The 17,169-nt window shown below is 64.2% G+C and carries 13 protein-coding genes; 11 read left to right on the forward strand and 2 right to left on the reverse strand.

What is annotated here, in order from left to right; all coding sequences use genetic code 11:
- Positions 1–4 precede the first annotated feature (4 nt).
- The 11 genes from AC1D1B_RS11760 (at position 5) to AC1D1B_RS11810 (ending at position 12,833) form a co-directional block, all read left to right on the forward strand.
- On the forward strand, positions 5–1,534 hold the full coding sequence (locus AC1D1B_RS11760; RefSeq protein ID WP_477332280.1) for an ABC transporter ATP-binding protein: 1,530 nt from the start codon (positions 5–7) through the stop codon (positions 1,532–1,534).
- Entirely contained in the window at positions 1,534–2,202 is a 669-nt protein-coding gene (locus AC1D1B_RS11765) for a cysteine hydrolase family protein (RefSeq protein ID WP_477332282.1), read from the forward strand. The genes AC1D1B_RS11760 and AC1D1B_RS11765 overlap by 1 nt, the downstream gene beginning before the upstream one ends.
- Positions 2,195–2,545, forward strand: coding sequence for a cupin domain-containing protein (locus tag AC1D1B_RS11770; RefSeq protein WP_477332284.1), 351 nt, complete (start codon positions 2,195–2,197; stop codon positions 2,543–2,545). Before AC1D1B_RS11765 ends, AC1D1B_RS11770 begins: the two co-directional genes overlap by 8 nt.
- On the forward strand, positions 2,542–4,392 hold the full coding sequence (atzF, locus tag AC1D1B_RS11775) for an allophanate hydrolase (protein ID WP_477332286.1): 1,851 nt from the start codon (positions 2,542–2,544) through the stop codon (positions 4,390–4,392). Before AC1D1B_RS11770 ends, atzF begins: the two co-directional genes overlap by 4 nt.
- Positions 4,393–4,707: 315 nt before the next feature.
- Positions 4,708–6,717, forward strand: a complete 2,010-nt coding sequence (locus tag AC1D1B_RS11780; RefSeq protein ID WP_477332288.1) for a CocE/NonD family hydrolase — start codon at positions 4,708–4,710, stop codon at positions 6,715–6,717.
- A gap of 18 nt (positions 6,718–6,735) precedes the next feature.
- The gene (locus AC1D1B_RS11785) at positions 6,736–7,686 is read left to right on the forward strand and encodes an ABC transporter permease (protein WP_477332290.1); all 951 of its coding nucleotides are present in this window, start codon (positions 6,736–6,738) and stop codon (positions 7,684–7,686) included.
- Positions 7,670–8,557, forward strand: coding sequence for an ABC transporter permease (locus tag AC1D1B_RS11790; protein ID WP_477332292.1), 888 nt, complete (start codon positions 7,670–7,672; stop codon positions 8,555–8,557). Before AC1D1B_RS11785 ends, AC1D1B_RS11790 begins: the two co-directional genes overlap by 17 nt.
- Complete coding sequence (locus tag AC1D1B_RS11795; protein WP_477332294.1) at positions 8,554–9,519, forward strand: ABC transporter ATP-binding protein; 966 nt, start codon at positions 8,554–8,556, stop codon at positions 9,517–9,519. Before AC1D1B_RS11790 ends, AC1D1B_RS11795 begins: the two co-directional genes overlap by 4 nt.
- Positions 9,516–10,550 carry an oligopeptide/dipeptide ABC transporter ATP-binding protein gene (locus AC1D1B_RS11800; RefSeq protein ID WP_477332296.1) on the forward strand — a complete coding sequence of 345 codons (1,035 nt, stop codon included), beginning with the start codon at positions 9,516–9,518 and terminating at the stop codon, positions 10,548–10,550. The genes AC1D1B_RS11795 and AC1D1B_RS11800 overlap by 4 nt, the downstream gene beginning before the upstream one ends.
- Entirely contained in the window at positions 10,547–12,109 is a 1,563-nt protein-coding gene (locus tag AC1D1B_RS11805) for an ABC transporter substrate-binding protein (RefSeq protein WP_181057333.1), read from the forward strand. Before AC1D1B_RS11800 ends, AC1D1B_RS11805 begins: the two co-directional genes overlap by 4 nt.
- Before the next feature lie 43 nt (positions 12,110–12,152).
- Positions 12,153–12,833 (forward strand): TetR/AcrR family transcriptional regulator, encoded by a 681-nt coding sequence (locus AC1D1B_RS11810; RefSeq protein WP_477332298.1) that lies wholly within the window; start codon positions 12,153–12,155, stop codon positions 12,831–12,833.
- On the opposite strand, the gene AC1D1B_RS11815 is transcribed toward AC1D1B_RS11810, so the two are convergent.
- Together AC1D1B_RS11815 and AC1D1B_RS11820 are read right to left on the reverse strand one after the other, a co-directional pair.
- Positions 12,830–14,368, reverse strand: coding sequence for a trimethylamine methyltransferase family protein (locus tag AC1D1B_RS11815; protein ID WP_477332300.1), 1,539 nt, complete (start codon positions 14,366–14,368; stop codon positions 12,830–12,832). The two genes, AC1D1B_RS11810 and AC1D1B_RS11815, sit on opposite strands and share 4 nt — an antisense overlap.
- Before the next feature lie 94 nt (positions 14,369–14,462).
- Positions 14,463–16,565, reverse strand: a complete 2,103-nt coding sequence (locus AC1D1B_RS11820) for an oxidoreductase (protein ID WP_477332302.1) — start codon at positions 16,563–16,565, stop codon at positions 14,463–14,465.
- Positions 16,566–17,169 lie beyond the last annotated feature (604 nt).

Consider the following 17,169-nt stretch of genomic DNA (forward strand, 5'->3'; position numbering starts at 1 on the left):
GACCATGAGTGAAGGCGGCAGGAAAGCGGTCAGCGTCGAGACCATCGGCATGACCATGCGCTTCGGCGCCTTCACCGCGCTCGGCGATGTCTCCATCAAGGTGCCGGCCGGCTCGTTCCATGCGCTGCTCGGCGAAAACGGCGCCGGCAAGTCGACGCTGGTCAAATGCATGATGGGTTTTTATCACCCGACCGCCGGCGACATCCTGGTCGATGGCCGCGAGGTGGCGATCGCCAGCCCGCGCGACGCCTCGGCGCTCGGGCTTGGCATGGTCTACCAGCATTTCACACTAGTCCCGTCGCTGACCGGTGCCGAAAACCTGGTCATTTCGCGCGAAAAGGTGCCCGGGATCATCGACTGGCGCAAGGAGCGCGCCGACCTTGCAGCCTTCATGGAACGGATGCCGTTCAAGCTGCCGCTCGACGTCAAGGTGGCCGAGCTCGCCGCCGGCGAAAAACAGAAGCTGGAGATCATCAAGCAGCTCTATCTCGGCCGCAGCTTCCTGGTGCTCGACGAGCCGACTTCCGTGCTCACCCCCGGCGAGGCACAGGAAGTGCTTGGCCTGGTGCGCGACATGACCAGAGCCGGCGGCCTCACCGTGCTGATGATCTCGCACAAATTCCATGAAGTGACGGCGTTTGCCGACGACATCACGGTGCTGCGCAAGGGCAGGCTGACCGGAACCGGAAAAGTGTCGGAGCTCTCGCACAGAGAGATGGCGGCGATGATGATCGGCGACCAGCCGATCGCCGCGCTCGACAGCCGCGCTCCGGTGCCGATCGACGCCAGGCAGATCCTGACCGTGAAGGCACTGAAGGCACCCGACCGAACAGGCCTGAAAACCATCAACATCGGCGAACTCGATGTGAAGTCCGGCGAAATCGTCGGCGTCGCCGGCATCTCCGGCAACGGCCAGAAGGAGTTTCTCGAAGTCCTGGCTGGGCAGCGCACCCGCGACGGCGGCGACGTTCTGGTGAAGGGATCGCCCTATGGCGCCAGCCGCAGCGAGGCACGCACGCTCAATGTCCGCTTCATTCCGGAGGAGCCGTTGCGCAACGCCTGCGCGCCGAGAATGACGGTGGCCGAAAACATGGCCTTCCGGACGTTCGATTTGAACGAAGCCGGCAAGCCGATCAGCTGGATCAGGATGAGCGCTATCAGGGACTATGCGACCCGCCTGGTCGAGCAGTTCAAGGTCAAGACCGCTTCGCTCGCCTCGCCGATTTCGTCGCTGTCGGGCGGCAATGTGCAGCGCGCGGTGTTGGCACGCGAACTTACCGGGGAGGTCGATCTGCTGATCGTTTCCAACCCTTGCTTCGGCCTCGATTTCTCGGCGGTTGCCGAAATCCGCGCCCGCATCATGAAGGCGCGCAATGCGGGTGCCGCCGTGCTGCTGATGTCGGAAGACCTCGACGAACTCTTGGAATTGTCGGACCGCATCTTCGTCATGTCGGATGGCGCGCTGGTCTACGAGACGCCGATCGCGCAAGCCAGCGTGCAGACCATCGGCGAGCATATGGCGGGACATCATTGATGGCTGAAATCGACGCGCAGCCTTTCGCCTTTGCGTTCAAGCCCGAGACGATGGCGCTGGTGGTCATCGACATGCAGCGCGATTTCGCCGAGCCCGGCGGTTTCGGTGCCAGCCTCGGCAACGACGTCAGCCGGGTGACCGCGATCGTGCCGACGGTGAAGCGACTGATCGAAGGCTTTCGCGCTGCCGGCTTGCCGGTGATCCACACCATGGAGTGCCACAAGCCCGACCTCTCCGACTTGCCGCCGGCCAAGCGCAATCGCGGCAATCCGTGGATCCGCATCGGCGATTCCGGTCCGATGGGTCGCGTGCTGATCGCCGGCGAGCCGGGCACGGCGATCCTCGACGAGCTTGCCCCCCTGCCCGGCGAGATCGTCATCGAAAAGCCCGGCAAGGGCGCGTTCTATGCGACCAGCTTCGGTGACGACCTCAAGCGGCTCGGCACCCAGCACCTCGTCTTTGCCGGCGTCACCACCGAGGTCTGCGTGCAGACGACGATGCGCGAGGCCAACGACCGCGGCTATGAGTGCCTGCTCGCCGAGGACGCAACGGAAAGCTATTTTCCCGAGTTCAAGGCGGCGGCGCTGGCCATGATCCGGGCGCAGGGCGCGATTGTCGGTTGGACGGCGACGACCGACCAGGTGCTCGAGGGAATTGCCAATGCCTAATCTTGCCTTTGCCGGCCTGCTCGACGGTGGCTGGCGCGGTCTGGCGTTCGAACATTTCCGGGACGGCATCACGGTGCACTGGCTGCTCAAGGGCGGGCCGGTCGAGCCGTCGGTCGCTATCCTCAACTACCGGGCCGGCGCCGGCGTGCCGCTCCACCGCCACGTCGGGCTTGAAACCATCGTCGTGCTCGAAGGCACTCAGAGCGACGAGAATGGCGACTATCGCTCGGGCAGCGTCATCCTGAATCCTGTCGGGACCGAGCATTCGGTGTGGACGAAAGACGGCTGCGTCGTGCTGATCCAGTGGGACCTGCCGGTGATCATTCTGGGGGAGGCCAAATGAGCGAGATCCGCTTCGACATCGGCAGTTTGCACGCGGCCTATGCCAGCGGTGTCACTGTCGCTGCCATGATCGATGCCGTGCATGCCCGCATCGCGGCGGCTGACGATCCCGGCATCTTCATCCACCTCGCCGACAAGGCGCACATGCTGGCGCAGGCGCAAGCGCTCGGGCCGTTCGATCCGATCAACAAGCGGCTGTGGGGCGTGCCGTTCGCGGTCAAGGACAACATCGATGTTGCTGGAATGCCGACGACCGCCGCCTGCGTCGAATATGCTTATGTGCCCGACAAGGACGCCACCGTGGTTGCCCTGCTGAAGGCCGCCGGCGCGCTGGTGGTCGGCAAGACCAATCTCGACCAGTTCGCCACCGGCCTTGTCGGGGTGCGCACGCCCTACCCGATCCCGAGGAACGCCGTCGATGCCAACCTGGTGCCGGGCGGATCCTCGTCGGGGTCTGCTGTCGCGACGGCGCGGGGCATCGTCTCGTTCGCGCTCGGTACCGACACGGCGGGGTCCGGCCGCATCCCCGCCGGCCTCAACAACATCGTCGGGCTGAAGCCGACCGTCGGCGCGCTCTCCGCCGCCGGGGTCGTGCCGGCCTGTCGCACGCTCGACTGTGTCTCGGTGTTCGCGCTCACCGTCGACGACGCCTACGCAGTGTACGGCGTGGCGGCGGCCAAGGACCCAGCCGACGCCTATTCGCGTGCGATCAAGGCGCCGGCGCTTGCCGCACGGCCACCATTGCTGAGCGTCGGCGTGCCGGCGAAGGCGGATCTCAAATTCTTCGGCGACGCCTCGATGCAGGCTGGCTTTGAGGCGGCCCTTGGTCTCCTGGAGACGCTCGGCTGCCGGCTGGTCGAAATCCCGTTCGCCGATTTTTACGCCACCGCCAACCTTCTCTACGAGGGCGCCTGGGTGGCCGAACGCTATGCGGCGGTCCGCGACTTCATGGACGCCAACGAAGCCGCGATGCATCCGGTAACGCGCAAGATCATCGGCGGCGCGCGCATGCTCTCGGCGGCGGACGCCTTCAAGGGCCTCTATGCGCTTCAGGCCTACAAGGCCAAACTCGCGTCGGTCATGGCTTCGGTCGACCTGTTTTGCGTGCCGACGGCACCGACGCATTATGCGCTGGATGCCGTGCTCGCCGATCCGATCACCACCAACAGCCGGCTCGGCACCTACACCAATTTCGTCAATCTGCTGGACATGTGTGGCATCGCCGTGCCGACCGGCAAGCGCCTCGACGGGCTGCCGATGAGCGTGACCTTGCTCGGCACGGCGGGCAAGGATTGGCTGACGGCGGCACTGGCGCGCGACATCCATGCCGCAAGCGGCTTGCCGCTTGGCGCGACCGGCTGGCCGCAGCCGGGCCAGTCGCGGCTTGGAGAATGCGCGCCGGACGCGATGATCGATCTGGTGGTTGTCGGCGCGCATCTTTCGGGCATGCCGCTCAATGGCCAGTTGCTTGAGCTTGGCGCCCGATTCTCGAGGAGTGCAAGGACAACGCCTTCCTACCGGCTTTACGCACTTGCCGGCCAATCGGTACCCAAGCCTGGCCTCGTGCGCGTCGCCGGCGACGGCATGCAGATAGATGTTGAGGTCTGGCGGCTTGATCCGGATGCATTCGGACGCTTCGTCGCCGCCGTCCCGGCTCCGCTTGGCATAGGCACGATCGAACTCGACGATCGTACGTCGGCAAAAGGATTTCTGGTCGAGACCGCCGGCCTCGCAGGCGCATCTGATATCTCTGCCCATGGTGGCTGGCGCAGTTTTGTTGGACGCGCCCAAGATATTGCTGATCAATCTGAACCGCTGAAAAAAAAGCCCGCCGTGCACTCGATGTAATCGAGTGAACACTAAAATTCGGGATTTGAGGTCTGTTTTCAGGAAACGGCGAGGCTGACCTGAACGACCAATATGAGGCGCATTTCAGACACTTGGTTAGCGGCTGGTCAGAGGCTCGCGCAAACGGGCGCGGTCGATGCCGAGGAGGATTGTGAGGTCTGAACACATGCCGCGCGTCGCGTTTTATGAAGATCCTCCCTTTCCGCAGATAGGCGGGTTTGTTCGCTGTCAGGATTAAAAAGCGCAAAGCGGGATTGCGCCTTAAATCGCCTTGTTGTACGAACGTTCAACAAGGCGATTTAACGAGTACCTGCCGTGGTACGAACCGAGTTCCCCTTTGCCGTCGAAACCGTCGATCCGCTCTGGATCACGCTGGCTGACGGCACGCGCATAGCCGCCACTCTGTGGCGCCCGCGCACTGAAGCCAAGGTGCCTGTCGTCGTCGAAATGGTACCCTATCGCCGCCGTGACGGCACTGTGGCGCGCGACAACGACATCCACCCCTGGCTTGCCGGCCATGGCATCGCGTGCGCCCGCATCGACATTCGCGGCTCTGGCGATTCCGATGGCGACCTGGCCGACGAATATCTGCCGCGCGAACAGCAAGATGCCTGCGAGATCATTGCCCATCTGGCGGCCCAGCCTTGGTGCAATGGCAATGTCGGCATGACCGGCATTTCCTGGGGCGGCTTCAACGCGCTGCAGGTCGCCGCACGCCGGCCGCCGGCCTTGAAGGCCATCATCACCAACTGCGCCACCGACGACCGCTACGTCGACGACATCCATTATATGGGCGGCGCGCTGCTGACCGAGCAGGAGATGTGGTCGAACTTCATGCTGGTGAAGAAGGCGATGGCGCCCGATCCGCAGATCGTCGGCGATGCCTGGCGCGCCATGTGGGCCAGCCGCCTTGCCGAGACAAGTTCGCTGTCGGAGGTATGGCTCGCACATCAGCGTCGCGACGATTACTGGCGACAGGGCTCAATCTGCGAGGACCATTCCGCGATCGAATGCGCGGTGATGGCCGTCTGCGGTTGGGAGGACAGCTATTCCAACTTCGTGCCGCGTTTGCTCGAACATCTACCGGGACCGAAGCTCGGCATAGTCGGCCCGTGGTCGCACGCCTATCCCTGCCGTGGCGCGCCGGGACCGCTGATCGGCTATCTGCAGGAGGCGCTGCGCTGGTGGCGCCACTGGCTGTGTGGCGAAGACACCGGCATCATGGGCGAGCCGCTCTATCGTGTCTGGATCACCGGCGAAGAACGGCCGCAGCCTTTTTATCTTCCCGATCATGCTGGCAGTTGGGCCGCCGAGGACCAATGGCCGTCGCCGCGCATCGAGCGCCGCGCCTTGCACCTGAACTCCGCCGGGCTGGGTAGGGAACCGGCGCCGGGTGCCACGCTTTCAGTCTGCTCGCCCGCCACCGCCGGCCGTGACTGCGGCCGTTGGGGTGGCTATGGCGGCTCCTGTCCGGACATGCCGATCGACCAGCGCCGTGAGGACGGAATGGCGCTGTGCTTCGACACGCAGCCGCTGGACGATGACCTGACATTGCTCGGTGCACCGGAACTGGATCTGCTCGTCAGCGTCGACCAGCCACATGTCAATCTCGCCGCCCGTCTTTGCGATATCTACCCCGACGGCACCTCGGCGCTGATGACCTATGGCGTGCTCAATCTCAGCCATCGCGACAGCCATGAGCATCCGATGCCGTGCCCGGTCGGGACACCGTTCCGCGTGCGACTCAAGCTCAATGATTTCGCCCGCACCGTGCCCAAGGGCCACCGCATCCGGCTGGCGCTGGCCAACCAGCACTGGCCGATCCTGTGGCCGCAGCCGAAATTGTCGACCCTGTCGGTGGCGAGCGGCGACAGCACGGTGATGCTTCCTGTGCGCCCGCCGTCGCCGCGCGACCGTGACGTCCGCTTCAAACCGGCTGAAACAGCACCGCCTGTGCCGACAACGACGCTGGACGAGGGCTTCGACCGCCGCATCGTCACCGACGATGTCGGCTCCGGCGAGCAGACCATTGCGCTGACCTCCGACCATGGCCGCAGGCGTTACGACGATCGCGCCATCACTGTATCCTCGGCCAACAGCGATACGATGAGCATCAGCAGTGACGATCCGCTGTCGGCAAAACTCGTCACCGAATATCGCTGGGCCATCGCCAGCGCCGATGCCGACACCGAAGCGGTGGCGGTGACCGAGCTGACAGCTGACGAAACCCATTTCAATCTGAGTTGGCGGCTTGAGGCGCGAGAACGGGGCACACTCGTCCACAGCGCCACGGCAACACGGCGCATCAGGCGCGATTTCGCCTGAGGAGAGGGAAGGGAGGCCATGCTTGCATATGCAGTGAAGCGCATCGGTCTCGGCCTCCTGATCCTCGTCCTCGTCATGATAGCCATGTACGCTGCGGTCTTCCTCGTTCCGGGCGACCCGGCGAGCGTGGCGCTTGGTCCGCGCGCTACACCGGAACTGAAGCGGCTGCTGATCGAGCGCATGGGCCTCGACCAGCCGGTCTGGTGGCAAATCGTCGAATTCTTCCGCAACGCGCTGACCGGCAATCTCGGCTATGACGTCTGGTCGAACCGGCCGGTCTCGACGCTGGTCATGGAGGCGTTACCGAACACGCTGATCCTCGGGTTGACGTCGCTCACTGTCGCGCTCCTCATCGGCGTGCCGCTCGGTTGCCTGTCGGTGATGCGGCGCGGCACGGCTGCCGATGCGGTCATCGGCGTGCTGTCGGTCGGCGTCATCGCCGTGCCGTCCTTCGTCGTCGCCATCTACTCGCTGCTGCTGTTTGCCGTCACGCTGCGCTGGCTGCCGGCCATCGGCGCCGGCGAGGCCGGGGACTTCGTCAGCCAGGCCAAGGCGCTGGTGATGCCGGCGGCGGCAATCGCGCTCGGCTGGATCGGCTACATCGCCCGCATGGTGCGCGCCTCGATGATGGAGGTGATGGGCGAACCGCACATCCGCACCGCGCGCTCGTTTGGTTTGCCGGAGTGGAAGATCGTCTCCAAATACGCGCTGCGCATCGCCATCATCCCGACCATCTCGCTGGTCGCCGTCGGCCTCGGCAGCATCCTGTCCAGCGCCGTCTTCGTCGAGGCGGTGTTTGCCCGACCCGGCATCGGCAAGCTGATCACCGACGCCGTCAACACCCGCAACTATCCGGTGGTCATGGGCACCGTGCTGATCATGACCGCCATCTACGTCTCCATCACCATAGCCGCCGATCTGCTGATTGCGCGGCTCGATCCAAGGGTGCGTGATGTCTTCCGTGGCTGACGCCTCTTTATCCACGCCGGACCGACAACGGTTTCCGCTGCTGCGTGCACTGCTTGCCGATTCGTTCACCTGCGTTGCGCTGATCCTGGTTGCCGGGTTCCTCGTCACCGCCGTCTTCGCGCCGTGGCTGGCGCCGTATTCGCCGCTCAAGATCGATGTGCTGCACAAGCTGCAGCCGCCATCGGCCGAACACTGGTTCGGCACCGATCATCTCGGCCGCGATCTCCTGTCGCGCGTCATCTATGGCGCGCGTACGGCGTTGACCATTGCCATGGTGTCGGTGGCAATTGCCGGCGCGATCGGCCTGCTGCTCGGGCTGGTCGCCGGTTACGGGCCGCGCTGGCTGGACGCCATTCTGGTGCTGACTTTCGACAGCCTGAATTCGCTGCCGATGATCATGTTCGCGCTCGCCATCATCACTGTGCTCGGCGCTGGCACCGGCACGCTGATCATCGTCATCGCCGCGACCTCCTTCCCGAGCTATGCGCGACTGATCCGGGCACAGACGCTGGCGCTGAAGAACAGCGATTACATCCTCGCCGAGCGCCTTCTCGATGCCAGCCCGGCGCGCATCATCTTCATCCACCTTCTGCCCAATGTCGTGGGACCGCTGATCATTCTTCTGTCGATGGACATTCCTGTCGTCATCATGGTCGAGGCGGGCTTGAGCTTCCTCGGCCTCGGTGTGCGGCCGCCGACGCCGTCCTGGGGTTCGATCCTCTATGACGGCTACACCAGTATCCGCTCGGCTCCGTTCATGGTCATCTTCGGGGGGTTGCCGCTGGTGCTCGCGACACTCGGCTTCACTTTCCTTGGCGAAGGCCTGCGCGACTATCTCGACCCGCGCCTGCAGTTGCGGAGGCCGGCATGAGCGGCTCGCTTGCGGCCAGGGATCTCAGCGTCCGTTACGAGACGCCGCATGGCAGCGTGCATGCGTTGCGCCATGTCGACATCGAGGCGCATCCGGGCGAAGTGATCGGCATCGTCGGCGAAAGCGGCTGCGGCAAGTCCACGCTGGTCACCGCCCTGGCAAACCTGCTGCCCGCCAACGCCAGCATCGACGGGTCGATCAGCTACAACGGCGTCGACCTGGCAAAGCTCGACGCGCACCGCCAGCGCCTGTTGCGCGGCGACGAGATTGCGCTGGTCAGCCAGGATCCGATGACCGCCTTCAACCCGGTGCTGACCATCGGCGACCAGCTCGTCGACTTCCAGCATCACCGTAAGGATCTCGGCCGTGCGCAGAAGCGCGCGCGGATCGCCGCCATGCTCGGTCGCGTCGGCATCGCGGATGCGGAACGGCGGATGGACTGCTACCCGCACGAACTCTCCGGCGGCATGCGCCAGCGCGTGGCCATCGCGGCGGCATTGTTGACCGATCCCGGCCTGCTCATCGCCGACGAGCCGACGACGGCGCTCGATGTCACCATGGAGGCGCAGATCACCCATCTGCTGCGCGAACTGCGGCGCGAATACAACGGCATCATCATCGTCGTCTCGCACCATCTCGGCGTCATCGCCGAGCTCTGCGACCGGGTCTATGTCATGTATGCCGGCGAGGTGGTCGAGGACGGCGAGGTCGACGCGATCTTCCACGATGCCAGGCATCCCTACACGCAGGCATTGCTCGCCTGCGATCCAGCCCGCTTCCAGGAGCGGCTGGACAGGCTGCCGACCATTCCAGGCTCATTGCCCAATCTGACCCAGCCGCCATCCGGATGCGTCTACGCGCCGCGCTGCGACCGCGCCTTCGCGCCATGCGGCAGCGTCGCACCGCCACGGGTGAAACTGTCCGCCTCGCATATGGCGCGCTGCCACGCGGTGACGCCATGAGCCCGCTGCTCGCCATCGACGATCTGTCGGTGACCTTCGCCCGCAGCGGCTTGCTCAGCCGCCTGATCAACCCGTTCCCGTTGCCGAGCTGCAACGTCATCGACGGTGTGACGCTGTCGCTGATGCCGGGCGAGACGCTTGGGCTGGTCGGCGAGTCCGGTTCCGGCAAGACCACACTTGCCCGCACCATTCTTGGCCTTGTGCGCGCGGCGGCCGGCCGCATCGTCTTTGAGGGCAGGGACGTGCAGACGACGGCCGATTTCCGCGCCATGCGAAGGCGTTCGGCAATGATGTTCCAGGATCCGGTGGCGTCGCTCAGCCCGCGCCTGCGCATCGGCACGCTGCTGACCGAGCCGCAGGTCATCCAGGGGTTGGCGATGCCGGACCGCCGCGCCGCGGCAAGAGCGCTGCTGACGCTGGTCGGGCTGCCGGCTTCCTTCGTCGACCGCTTCCCGCATGAGCTGTCCGGCGGGCAGGCGCGCCGCGTCGGTGTTGCCCGGGCGCTGGCGATGAAGCCGCACCTGCTGCTTGCAGACGAGCCGACCGCCGGCCTCGATGTGTCGGTGCAGGGCGATGTGCTCAACCTGATCGGCGAATTGAAGCGCGAACTCGGTTTCGCCGCCATGATCGTCACCCACAATCTGGCAATGATCCGCCATGTCAGCGATCGGCTGGCCATCATGTATCTCGGCCGGCTGGTCGAGACCGGACCGACGCAGGACGTGTTCTCGATGCCAATGCATCCCTATACCGCCACGCTCATCCAGTCCGAGCCGATACCCGACCCACGCCGACGCAGCCGAAACCCGGCCGTCACTGGCGAGATACCAAGTGTGTTCCGCCGGCCCTCGGGCTGTGAGTTCCACACGCGCTGCCCGATCGCCCGCGATCGTTGCAAGACCGAGGCACCGACCTATCGGCCGATGGGCGCTGACCGGATGGTGCGCTGCCATTTCCCGCTGGAGACAGGCGGGCAAGAACGGGAAGCCTTCTCACGCGCTTCCGCAAACCAAAAGGGGAAACCGACATGACGCAATGGAACATGGACAGACGTGCATTCCTGAAGGCCGCCGGCGCGTTGGGCGTTGGCCTGACGATGAAGCCGGGTTTCGCCTGGTCGGCCGTCGGCGACACATTGCGCATCCGAATGGAGGGCGATCTTCAGACGCTCGATCCCGCCTTCATGATCGGCGGCATCGAGGATGTGATGATGCGCGGCATTTACGTTTCGCTGAACCGGCTTGGCGATCTCAGGGAAGGTTCGCCATGGTCGCTCTGGGGTGCGGAGAAGCTCGAGCTGAAGGATCCGAAAACCATTGCGTTCACGCTGATCGACGGGCTGAAATGGTCGAACGGTTTTGGCCCTGTCACCGCCGAAGACGTGAAATTCTCGTATGAGCGTATTGCCGATCCGAAGCTGTCGTCGCCCTGGGCCTATCAGTTCGAAAAGCTCGACCGCGTCGAGATTGTCGATGACAGATCCGGCATCATCCATCTCAAGGACCCCTACCAGCCGATCTTCGTCACCAGCCTGCCCTACTATGGTGGCCACATCATCAGCCGCGCCGGCACCGAAAAGGCAGGCGGCAAGTTCACCACGGAGCCGCCGGCGACCTGCGGCCCCTATCTCTTCTCGGACTGGCAGCAGAAGCAGAAGGTGACGCTCACCGCCAATCCTGACTGGCCGGGACCGAAGCCGGATTTCGGCAAGGTCGAGATCTACATCGTCGCCGACGATCAGGCAGCACAACTGGCCTATGAGGCCGACGCCTTCGACTACACCAAGATCGCCATTTCGGCGACCAAGGCGGTGAAGGCCAGCCCGCCCGCCAACACCGAGGTGATCGAAGCGCAGTCGACCCGCTACGTCTGGCTCACCATCAACATGCTGAGCCCGCGGCTCAAGGATTTGAAGGTCCGCCAGGCCGTGCAGTACGGCGTCGATGTCGGGCAGATCTTGACCGGCGTCTATGACGATCTCACCAAGCGCTCCACCGGGGTCGTCCAGCCCGGGACCAAATTCGCGCGGGCCGGCAATCTGATCGCCGCACCGGACTACGCGAAATCCGCCGCGCTGCTCGCGGAGGCCGGCGTCAGCGATCTGTCGTTGACCCTGACGGTGATGAACGATTCCATCCGCGCCGCGACCGCGCAGATCATCCAGGCCAGCCTCGAACAGGCCGGCATCAAGGTCGAGATCCAGCCCTATGACGAGGCCGCGTTCTGGGGCGTCGGCGACAAGACGCAAGGCGACGGCTACAAGAACATCGATCTGGCGCTGATGGATTTCGCCGGTGGCGTCGACCCTTCCGAAAACCTGGTCTGGTTCCGTCCCGACCAGATCGGCGTCTACAACTGGTCCGGCTTCGACAGTGCGGAGTTCGAGACCAGCTACCAGCAGCTGGTGGCGGAAAGCGAGGAGGCCAAGCGCATCGCATTGTCCAACCGCATGGAGGACCTGATGGAACAATCCGGCGGCTTCGTCTTCATTTGCCACCAGCCGCTGGTCGTCATCCACAAGGCCGGTTTCGAGCCGGTCATCTATCCCGACGGCCACCCCAATCCGGTCTTGTTCAAGAAGAAGGTATGAATCGCTCCGTGGACAGAAAAGCCACGATCGATTAGCTGGAGCCATGACGGAAACAGAACCAGCACCTGAAAAACGCAAGCGCGGCGCCAAGAAATCGCCGCCGCGCTTCAGCCGCGAACAGGCTGACGTGCGCCGCTCCATGCTGATCGAGGCGGCGACGCGCTGCCTGTCGGTCGGCGGCATCGGCGCCTTCACCATCGATCGCATCTGCAAGGAGGCCGGCGTCTCGCGCGGCCTCATCAACCATCACTTCGAAGGCCTCGATGGCTTGCTGGTCGAGGTCTACAAATCCTCGCTTTACGCCAGCGTCAACAACCAGATCGCCGAAGCCAAGCGGCGGCGCGCCGAGACGTCCGATTGGTCGCCGCAGGCAGCACTCGCTGCCCTGGTGCATTCCAATTTTTCGCCCGATTATTTCAGCCGTGACAATCTTCTGATCTGGCTGTCGCTGTGGGGGGAAATTGCCGTCAACCCGCGACTCAAGGCGGCGCACCGTGAACTCTATGACGCCTACCGGGCGGAACTCGCCGAGGACATCGCCGCAGTCGCGGTGCCGCGCGGCAGGCAAGTCGACGCCCCGACGGTGGCGCGCAATTTCATAGCCCTCGTCGACGGACTCTGGCTCGAATGGTGCCTCGACGAAAGCGTGCTGACGCCGCAGGCCGCCGAAGCCGCCGGCTTCGAGATGCTCGAAGCGCAGGTCGGGCCGCTGCGGGGCGCCTAGTTCAAAGGCGAACCGCCCTCGCGCTTGCGGCGCTCCATATAGTCGCGCAGGGCTTCGTCGATGCCGGGATCGATCGGCGGCTGCTCATACTCGGCGACCATGCGCTTCCAGACGACGTTGGCGCGTTCGCGCGCCGTCACCTGGCCGCGCTCCATCCAGGTATCGTAATTGTCCCAGTTGGACACCAGCGGCGAATAGAAGGCGCGCTCATAGCGCTGCATCGTGTGCGCGGCACCGAAGAAATGCCCAGCCGGGCCGACCTCGCGCACCGCTTCCAGCGCCAGCGTATCGATGTCGACCACCGGCGGGTCGAAATAGGCGCACATCATCTGCAGCATCTCGGCATCAATGACCAGTTTCTCGAATGATGCCGTCAGCCCGCCGCCGAGCCAGCCGGCCGCATGCAACACCAGGTTCGCGCCGCCCATCAGGCAGCCCCACAACGACATGGCGCTCTCATAGGCCGCCTGCGCGTCGACCGAATTTGCGGCGGTGACATTGCTGGAGCGAAACGGCACGCCGATCAGCCGGCAGAGCTGACCGGTGATCTGCGCGGCCTGCGTATATTCGGGCGTACCGAAAGCCGGCGCGCCGGTCTTCATGTCGACATTGGAGGTGAAGCCGCCATACATCACCGGTACGCCGGGACGCACGATCTGCGTCAACACGATGCCGGCCATCGCCTCGGCATGCTGCTGCGACAGCGCGCCGGCCAGCGTCACCGGGCTCATCGCGCCGGCCAGTGTGAACGGCGTGATGACATTGACCTGGCCATGTTCGGCCAGCGCGATCAACCCTTCGGCCATCGGCTCATCGAGCTGCAGCGGCGAGTTGGTGTTGATGATGCCGGTGAACACCGGCATCTCCTGCGCCAGGTTTTCGCGCGTCGTGCCGAGCGATATCGCCACCATTTCCAGCGCGTCGATAGCGCGTCCGCGGCCAAGCGCCTGCGGCTGCCAGTTCTTGTCGAGCAAAGTGATCTCGGCATAATAGAGGTCGAGATGGCGCGTGTTCTGGTGCAGGTCGAGCGGCTCGAACGGCCCGCCGCCTTCCTGATGCAGCACGTTGAACGACTGGATGAGTTTGAGATAGTCGCACATCTCGGCATAGGTGCCTGGCCTGCGGCCGCGATCATTGTCCATGACATAGGCCGGCCCGCCGACCGACGACAGGATGCAGTGTTTCCCGCCGACCTTGACGTTCTTCGCCGGATTGCGAGCCCGCAGTTCGAACGAGGACGGCGCCATGGCGACGCGCTCCATGACCATGGCGCGGTCGAAGCGCACCCGCATCTCGCCTTCGTCGACATCGCAGCCCGCAGTGCGATAGAACTGGCGTGCCTGCGGCTGCAGCACGCGCATGCCGATCTCCTCGAGGATGGTCAGGCCCATTTCGTGGATTGTCTGCACCTGGTCGGCCGACAGGATCTCGATCGGCGCATAGGGCCGCGTCAGCTGCTTCCACGGCCGCTGTTCGATACCACCGATCTCGCGCTGCGGGCGGCCGGGTCTGCGACGTGCCGTGATGCGCTCCATGGCCTCTAGAACTCCTTGTTTGACGCAATTCCCCAGGGAAAGCGCTATGAGCTTTTCCCGGGAAAACCGCTTCACGCGTTTTCCTGGAATTGCTCTATTCGGCTGCCGTCCGCATGTCGAAGTCCGCCACTTGATCGACGATCGGCGTGTCGCGGCGGTAAGGCTGCCAGCGGATTTTTGTGCCGATCTCCTGAGCAAGCTTGTGGCCGCTATGCACCGCATGCGCGATGGCGCCCGGGGCCAGCGTGTCGCCGATACGATCGACACCTCTAATACCTGCTGACGCAAGCGCGCCAGCGCGTTGCGTCAGCGCCTCGAACAATTCATTGCGCGGCAGCCTCAGCCCGACGATCAGCACCGAGCGGCAGGCCACGCGAACCTCTTCGCCGGTGAACAGATGCGACAGCGTCGCCGTCTCGCCGTCGAAGGATTTCAAGAGATGTAGCGTCGTCACCGGCACTTTGCGCCGGGCCAGCGCCCGGTGCACCAGCGGCAATTCGTTGGTCATGATCGTCCAGGCGGAAGCCTGACCGGCGGGTGTGACATAGCTGACCGGAATGCCTTGTGCGGCCAGATGCTCGGTCAGCACGCCGCCCATGTAATAATTATCGAAATCGAAGACCAGCGTCGGCCCCTGCGGGAGGCGGCCGGTGGCGATGTCGTCGGGTGTGAACACCTCCGGATGGTCCAACCTGCCGACCGGAATCTCCATCGAGGAATAGAGCATATCGGTCCAGCGCGCGCCGGTCGCCAGCACCACGCGGTCCGGCGCCAGCTCGATGATCTCGTCGGCGCCCAAGACACTCTCGGGATAGAGCGAGACATTGCTCATTTCGTTGAGGCGCCCGAGGCGGTAGTCGACGACGCGGTTCCAGGCCGACAGACCGGGCAGCGTCTTTTCGAAGGCCAGACGTCCGCCGAAGCTACGGCTGCTGTCGGCGAGCGTCACCTCATGGCCGCGACGGCCGAGCGTCAGCGCGCATTCGAGCCCCGCCGGCCCGCCGCCGACAATCAGGATTCGCTCAGGATTGTCGGCGCGCTCGACACGTTCGGGGTGCCAGCCGCGCCGCCATTCCTCGCCGGCGGTCGGGTTCTGGGTGCAGCGCACCGGCACGCCGTCATGCCAGCTCGAAATGCAGATGTTGCAGCCGATGCATTCGCGGATTTCGGCCTCGCGGCCCTCGCGAATCTTGGCCGGCAGGAAGGGGTCGGCGATCGATGGACGCGCGCCGCCGATGAAGTCGAGCACGCCGCGCTTGATCTGCGACACCATCGTGTCGGGCGAGGTGAAGCGGCCGACGCCGACCACCGGCTTTTTGGTCAGCGATTTGACGAAATCGATCACCGGCTCGTGGCTGCCTTCGCCGGTGAAGCGCGACGCCGAACAGTCGGTCGGGCTGGAATCCATCTTGACGTCGAACAGGTCCGGCAGGTCGGCGAGCAGTTCGACCAGCTCGTGCGCTTCGGAGGGCTGGTTGCGGCCGGGTCTGCCGCGCAGTTCCTCAAGGCTGACGCGCAAGGCGACGCCGCAGTCCTGGCCGACGGCATCCTTGGTGACCTCGATCATCTCGCGCACGAAGCGCACGCGGTTCTCGATCGGTCCGCCATAACAGTCGGTGCGATGATTGTATTCCGGCAGCAGGAACTCGTAGCCGAGATAGCCCATGCCGGCATAGACGTAGACCACATCAAAGCCGGCCCTGCGCGCCTTGCGCGCCGCCTCCGCCTGGCATCGCAGCACTTCGCGTATGTCGGCCTTGTCCATGGTCTTCGGCCGCAAATTGCCCATGAAGCCGACATGCGTGGCCATCCAGGGAATTCCCGACGGCGACAGTGGCGGCAAGCGACTGGTCCTGTTCATGACGGATGCGCCGCCATGCCACAGTTCCACGCCGGCAAGCGAGCCATGCCGGTGCACGGCCTCCGTCATCAGCGCATGCGCGCGGATGTCGTTGTCATCCCACAGGGTGGCAAAAGGCAGTGGTGAATCGTCCGAGCTCGGATCGATCGAACAGGCGCCGGTGCAGATCACGCCCCAGCCGCCCTCGGCCTTGGCTTCGCGAAAGGCGGCGCGCACGCGTGGCAGGGCGTTGGTCATGCCGCTGGCGTGCGGCACCTGGTAGAAGCGATTCGGTGCGGTGACCGGCCCGATCCGCATCGGCTCGAACAGGATTTCATAGCTGGGATTACACGGCATCGGGGCTTCGCAAATGTGCTTATTGAACGATCGTACAACAAGCATATTCGCTCGATGGGCAGAACGCAATGGCCGGCGGGAAGCACCTCCTTGTTAAGAGTGGCTGCGAACCATAGGTGAGACGTGCACTCGACAGACCGAAAAAGATTGCACTAGGCCCAGGGTCGAAACTGTTATCAGTGCCAACGTTGGAACAACCTATTGGCGGGCCTTAAGGCGGGTCTCCGCGCAACAGCTTTCTATCGAACCCCTTGCGACCGCTTCGGGATTTGCCGCAGAATTATTTATTCGGAACTATTTCAGCGCATGCTAATTGAAACAACCCTCGTTCGACCGATACTTCGCCTTGAGCGAAGGCTGCAATTGGCATCGTGGGGCCGGCTTATAGGAAAAACAGACTTGTGACGCGCACCCTTCCCTCCCATGCGTTCCGCAATCCTGCAGGGGCGATATATTCAGCTAATTTAACCGCGCGGTCGGCCTTTCGGTCCTGGCGAGCTTTCCGCCGGGTGTGCGCACAATCTGGCGGATCGCTGATCTTTCAGCCAAAGGGACTTCTTTTTTATTGCCAGTAGCTCAGCTCGATCGCCGTCATCAGTGGTCG

This window comes from Mesorhizobium sp. P2_C5_2, from assembly GCF_056404535.1.